The 6,169-nt window shown below is 48.8% G+C and carries 6 protein-coding genes; 2 read left to right on the top strand and 4 right to left on the bottom strand.

Annotated elements, in window-relative coordinates:
• Positions 1–318: 318 nt before the first annotated feature.
• Positions 319–624 carry a hypothetical protein gene (locus NT002_09340; GenBank protein MCX6829468.1) on the top strand — a complete coding sequence of 102 codons (306 nt, stop codon included), beginning with the start codon at positions 319–321 and terminating at the stop codon, positions 622–624.
• Between the two features lie 99 nt (positions 625–723).
• On the opposite strand, the gene NT002_09335 is transcribed toward NT002_09340, so the two are convergent.
• The 4 genes from NT002_09335 to NT002_09320 form a co-directional block, all read right to left on the bottom strand.
• A complete protein-coding gene (locus NT002_09335; GenBank protein ID MCX6829467.1) occupies positions 724–1,692 on the bottom strand; it encodes an SDR family oxidoreductase in 969 nt (322 codons plus the stop codon).
• A gap of 70 nt (positions 1,693–1,762) precedes the next feature.
• Positions 1,763–2,476, bottom strand: coding sequence for a sugar phosphate nucleotidyltransferase (locus NT002_09330; GenBank protein MCX6829466.1), 714 nt, complete (start codon positions 2,474–2,476; stop codon positions 1,763–1,765).
• The gene (locus NT002_09325; GenBank protein ID MCX6829465.1) at positions 2,473–3,465 is read right to left on the bottom strand and encodes an SDR family NAD(P)-dependent oxidoreductase; all 993 of its coding nucleotides are present in this window, start codon (positions 3,463–3,465) and stop codon (positions 2,473–2,475) included. The genes NT002_09330 and NT002_09325 overlap by 4 nt, the downstream gene beginning before the upstream one ends.
• A gap of 142 nt (positions 3,466–3,607) precedes the next feature.
• On the bottom strand, positions 3,608–4,645 hold the full coding sequence (locus NT002_09320; protein ID MCX6829464.1) for a hypothetical protein: 1,038 nt from the start codon (positions 4,643–4,645) through the stop codon (positions 3,608–3,610).
• A gap of 228 nt (positions 4,646–4,873) precedes the next feature.
• On the opposite strand from NT002_09320, the gene eno reads away from it, so the two are divergent.
• Positions 4,874–6,169, top strand: coding sequence for a phosphopyruvate hydratase (eno, locus tag NT002_09315; protein MCX6829463.1), 1,296 nt, complete (start codon positions 4,874–4,876; stop codon positions 6,167–6,169).

Here is a 6,169-nt window from a genome sequence, read left to right as displayed (position 1 = left end):
ACTTCCGAAAGCGCAAAGACTATGTTTCTCCTGCTAAAATCTAACTCGTTATACGACATTAGGTGTCTCCTTTTGAATCAGCTTGTAAATCTTAAGGATACACCTCTTGTCGTTTTTACACACTTATAAAGATATTACCGCAAGTACCCGAATAAATCAAAAAGAACTTGGCCGGAGGACGGAATCCGCGTATATTATCTATGCAGGAGTTTTGCCAGGGCTGAGTTGACACGGAAACAGGAGGGTGGAAGAGGAAAATCCATTTGCCTCCCTGCCTGCGTATGATTGAAATTCTGATTTGACGAGGATATTACATTTATGCCGGGACTGATTTGCTGGAATTGCGGAAGGGCAACCGGTATTGAGGGGAAACCAACCCGATCCGATTCCTGCTCGCAATGTCTTTCGGACCTGCGGACCTGCCGCGGATGCCGTTTTTTTGATCCCACCGCGCGATGGCAGTGCCGGGAATCGATCGAGGCACCGATTCCGATCAAGGAGAAATCGAATTTCTGCGATTTTTTTCAGGCGCGACTGGCGGTGCATTCGCATGATAAGAAACAGACTCCAATAGAGGCCAAGGATTCGCATAAGAAGAAGTTCGACGACCTCTTTGAAGATTAGATAGTATTCTATTCAATTTCCAGTTAAACACAAATAATAACAGCCCGGTGCTTTCGCCACGGGCTGTATATATTCGGGGATCTTTTTATCGAAAGAGAATTAATTGATTCTGAATCCCCCGACCGGGGTCTGTGAGTTGAACTGCGCGGCGAACCATTCCACGGTCTTGCGCAGTCCGGCAGCAAAATCGATTTTTGGCTGGAAGCCGAGGTCCTGCCCGGCGCGCCGGATATCGGCGAAAGAGTGAAGAATGTCGCCGCGGCGGGGAGGATCATAGACCGGTTCGATATCGACGCCGATTATTTCCTGCAGCATTTTGATAAGGGCGTTCAGGGTGTACTGTCCGCCGCAGGCAATATTGTAGTACTTGGCGACCGCCTTTTCCGCCGTGGTCGCCAGGATATTGGCCTCGACCGCGTTGGCCACGAAAGTAAAATCGCGCGACTGCTCACCATCGCCGAATATGACCGGTCTTTTCCCGGCCAGAAAGGCATTGATGAATCTCGGTATGACTGCCGAATACTGAGAGTTGGGATCCTGACGCGGCCCGAAAATATTGAAATACCGGAGCGCTACTGTCTCGAGGCCGTATAATTCATAGAATATCTTGCAGTATTCTTCGCCGGTCAGTTTGGTGACAGCGTACGGTGAGAGAGGATCAATCGGCATATCTTCGCGCTTGGGAAGCTCCGGCGTATCGCCATAGACCGAGGAGGAAGAGGCCATCACGAATCGTTTCACGCCTTCCTGCTTGGCGGCCTCTAATAGATTCAAGGTGCCGTCGATGTTGACACTGTTCGAAGTGAGCGGATTTTTGACCGAGCGGGGCACCGAGGGAAGCGCCGCCTGGTGCAGAATATAGTCAATTCCCTCGACCGCCTCGCGGACGGTCCAGAAATCGCGGATATCTCCATCATGAAGCTCAATGGAGCTTTCTATATCGACCAGATTGATTTTACGTCCGGTCGAGAAGTTGTCGAGGATACGAACCTCGTCACCCCTTTTAACCAGTTCATGCGCAATATTGCTTCCGATAAAGCCGGCGCCGCCGGTTACGAGATATTTCATTTCTATCGATCCTTAATCTTTATAAGTCCAATATCAATATTATCGGCGGATTAAAACCTTTCTACGACACTCAGAGCAAAAATAATTGCGGCTTTCTGTCGAACAATTTATCCGCCTTTTCCCAATCATCGGGGCGGCCGATATCAAGCCATCGACCATTGAAGCGATATATATGAGGATTCTGTCCGGCTTTAATCAACTTCAAAACCAAATCGGGAAAATCAAACCGTCCGACCGGAATATATTTTAATATTTCGCGGCGGAAAGCATATATCCCCATCGAAACCGAATAGGGCAAAACCGGTTTCTCACGATAACCGGTTATTCTGCCATTTTTTTCCTCAATTACTCCAAAATCTACTTTTACCGACCGTTTGAAAACGGCCACGGTGGCCGGGGAATTATTTTTCAGATGTGCTTTGATGAAATCCCTGAACGGCAGATCGGTCAGAAGGTCGCCGTTTAGAACCAGAAAATTGGAATCAAGGTTCTTTATTCTTTTCAGCGGCGCGGCAGTCCCCAGCGGCTTTTTCTCGAGTGAATATCGAATTTTGAGACCGAATGGCTGCCCCGAACCGATTATCATCTTGACGAGATCGGCTTGATATCCGACCGCCATGATGACCTCTTTGATCCCGGCGTGGGCCAGTTGGCGCAAAAGGATTTCCACAATTGGAACATTTCCGACCGGCCAGAGCGGTTTGGGGAGGATTTTGGTATAGGGGAGAAGTCTTCGCCCTTCGCCTCCGGCCAGAATCACCGCCTGTTTGATGGAGGAGGTCAAAGCTGGTAATCCTCCTTTTTATAGAGAGCCCGATTGGTTTCGTAAAAAGCGATCGTATCTATCAGGCCATTTTTGATCTGAAATTTCGGCTTGTATCTGAAAAGCTTTCTGGCCAGATGATTATCCCCCTGAAGTCGCAAGACTTCTGACTTATCGGGACGGATGCGCCGTCTTTCGCTTTTTATGGACAGCTTTTTGCCCATTATTTGGCCGACCAGGGCGACTATTTCCTCAATTGAATAATCTCTGCCGGTGGCCAGATTGACGGTTTTGCCGGTTGTCGCTTTTGTGAAACAGGCGGCGATCATGCCATCGACAATATCAGTCACGTAGTTCATGTCGCGGCGAGTGGTGATATTCCCCAGCCTGATTACATTGCCATGCAGGGCCTGAAGAATGATAGTCGGGATTATGGCCCGTCCCGACTGGCGTGGGCCGTAGCAGTTGAATGGCCGGATTGTGACAGTCGGCAGGCCAAAACTGAGATGGAACGATTCGACCATCTTATCGGCGGCGATTTTGGAGGCGGAGTAGGGGGATTGTGCCACCTGGGGGTGTTTTTCATCGATCGGGACATACTGCGCGCTGCCATAAACCTCGGAAGTGGAAACATGCAGGAATTTCTTGATTTTGGCCTGTCTGGCCGCGGCCAGCATATTGGATGTTCCGAGCGCATTGACAGTCAGAAAATCGCGCGGCGCGATATATGAATAGGGAATAGCTATTTGGGCCGCCAGATGGAATATATACTCATTGCCCTCAACCGCCTTTCGGCAGATATCGGGGTCGCGGATGTCGCCATATATAATGTGGAGGCTCTTTTTGGCTTTTTCCGGGAGATATTCCAGCCAGCCGGCTTTTCCGGAGGAAGTATAGCGCACCAGGGCGGTTATTTCTGCTTTTTGTTTCAGCAGGGTTTCCACCAGATGCGAGCCGATAAATCCGCCGGCGCCGGTGACCAGGACTTTTTTGCTATTTACAGGTATCATTTTCTCCAAAGGTGGAATATAAAATAACCATCTCAATAATCAAAGTTATTTCTGCATATATAGTTATCGGGAAAGAGAGGTTATGTTTTAGGGGGTAGTCTGGTGATGCAAGTGTGGTTTATATCAGACCAGAGCAAAGATGCTACTTTTTTATTTGTCGGCACGAAACATGACCAATAGCTGTATATGGCAGAGTAATTATTTTCATCGTTTGCATTTTCTGTAAATCGACCAGAACCAGACCGCCACCGCCGGCCACCAGCCAGCGACAATCCGGGGTAACAATAAGATTGCCCGCAGGAATTCCTTCCATATAATCGGCGACGACGCCAAATGTAGGTATGACCGTTTTCATGCGCTGTGCTGCCACATCGTAAACCGATATCGTTCTTGGTGACAGTGGATCCTCTGTGGTCACAAATCGTTCCCCCTCGTCATATATTACATATTTGCCGTCCGGCGATATAGTAATATATGCAATCCATGTCTGGAGACGGTGCGAAAATTCCAGCGAATCGGTAAGGCGGTTATAAATCTCGAAATACATTATTGGATTACCGGCTATAAGATAAATATGGCTCTCATCTCTAGAGACTACCGCGAAACCAGGGAAATGGCCCGGATATCCGATTATTTCCGCAAGGGGCGGCTCTGTGCTTAGGTCAAGGCGATAAAGCTGATATCCTAGCAGTGGTGGGTAGATCGTGCAATAAAATCTTCCGCTATTATGTGTAAAATGCCCGTAAAGCGGATTTATTGTATCGGTGAATACTTTTGTGAAACTGACCGCATCAAATATCGCCAATGAATCGCCCAACACTGCTATAAATCTGTTATCGGGCGATATCTCAACCCTGTCCCCTGATGCATCCAATTCGGTCACCAATTCCTTGGTTTTTACATCAACGACCGCTACCTTTTCATGCGGGATGAACAAATATCGACCGTCGGCTGAAACTTGGGGTTCCGCTCCAGGATAGGGTAACTCAAAAGTGTCCACCAGGGCCATGGCTTTAGTATTAAAGACATAAAATTTTCCATAGTTGAAGTCCCGGAAATATATATCATAATCCGAAACCTCCGGTTCTGTCTTGATCGGATTGTCATCGCAGGTAACGAGCAAAATCAACGCCCCCCCGAAAATCACCGATAACAAAAGAAGTAAGCCGAATTTTTTCATTTGACCTCCGCCCTTCTCAATCATTTTGAACTATTCTCACACCCAGAATAAAATCTATATGGCCTTGTTCGCGCCATATAAATAATCGGTGCTTCATCAATTCGCTGCATTACCCACAGAATAATATAAATCTAAAGCTATATTTTCCAAGCAAATTTTTATATTGCCGACTCTAATCCCCCGCCTTAGATTTGTCCAAAATTTGGGATAAGCAGGAAAGGAACAGCGATGTCCGATTTCGATTATATCTCAGCCAGACAGATACTCGATTCCCGCGGGACGCCGACGGTCGAGGTTGATGTGGTTCTGGCCGACGGTTCGCTTGGCCGGGCCGCAGTGCCATCGGGCGCCTCCACCGGAACGCACGAAGCGGTAGAACTGAGAGACGGCGAGGCCAAAATCTATTTCGGCAAGTCGGTGATGAAAGCGGTCAGCAACGTCAACGAGAAAATCGCTCCGGCCATATTATCGAAAAATATCGATCCCTACGACCAGGTGGCGCTGGATAATTTCCTTATTAAACTGGATAACACCGAGAACAAATCGGCGCTCGGCGCCAACGCCATATTGGGGGTTTCACTGGCCACGGCCAAAGCGGCGGCGCAATCTATTGGGCGGTATCTGTACGAATATATCGGCGGCACCAACTGCAAGTATCTTCCGGTACCGATGATGAATATCCTCAACGGCGGCAAGCATGCCGACAACAATGTTGACCTTCAGGAATTCATGATCATGCCGGTGGGAGCCAAGTCGTTTGCCGGGGCCCTGCAAATCGGCGCGGAGGTTTTTGGAAGTCTCAAGAAGGTACTCAAGGGGAAAGGATACAATACTTCGGTCGGTGATGAGGGTGGTTTTGCGCCCGATTTGAAATCGAACGAGGAAGCGCTTACCGTTATTATGGAGGCGATTGAGAAGGCGGGATATAAACCGGGCAAGGATGTTCTTCTGGCGCTCGATCCGGCTTCATCGGAATTCTATGACGCCAAGAAGAAAATCTACAATCTCAAGAGCGAGGGGAAGAAGTTCACTTCGGAGCAGATGATTGATTTCTACGAGGCACTGGTAAAGAAGTATCCGATCATCTCTATCGAAGACGGTTTAGCCGAGGATGACTGGGAGGGGTGGAAAAGGATGACGGAGCGGATGGGGAAGACGGTTCAGATTGTCGGCGATGACCTTTATGTCACCAATCCCAAACGTCTGGCCAAGGGAATCAAGGAAAAGTCCTCCAATTCCATTCTGATAAAGTTGAATCAGATCGGTACTCTGACCGAGGCGCTCGATGCGATTGAAATGGCCAAAAAAGCCGGATTTACGGCGGTGGTATCGCACCGGAGCGGCGAAACGGAAGACACCACGATCGCCGATTTGGTTGTGGCGGCGGGTACCGGGCAGATCAAGACCGGCTCGGTTTGCCGCACCGACCGTATCTGCAAGTATAATCAACTTCTCCGTATCGAGGAATCAATTGGCGCCGGAGCGCAGTATCTCGGGCGCGACGTTTTCTATAACCTTCGATAA

Source organism: Candidatus Zixiibacteriota bacterium (assembly GCA_026397505.1).
Classification (GTDB): domain Bacteria; phylum Zixibacteria; class MSB-5A5; order GN15; family PGXB01; genus JAPLUR01.
Note: the sequence above shows the minus strand (reverse complement) of the source record. Positions and strands in the feature narration are given on the sequence as shown.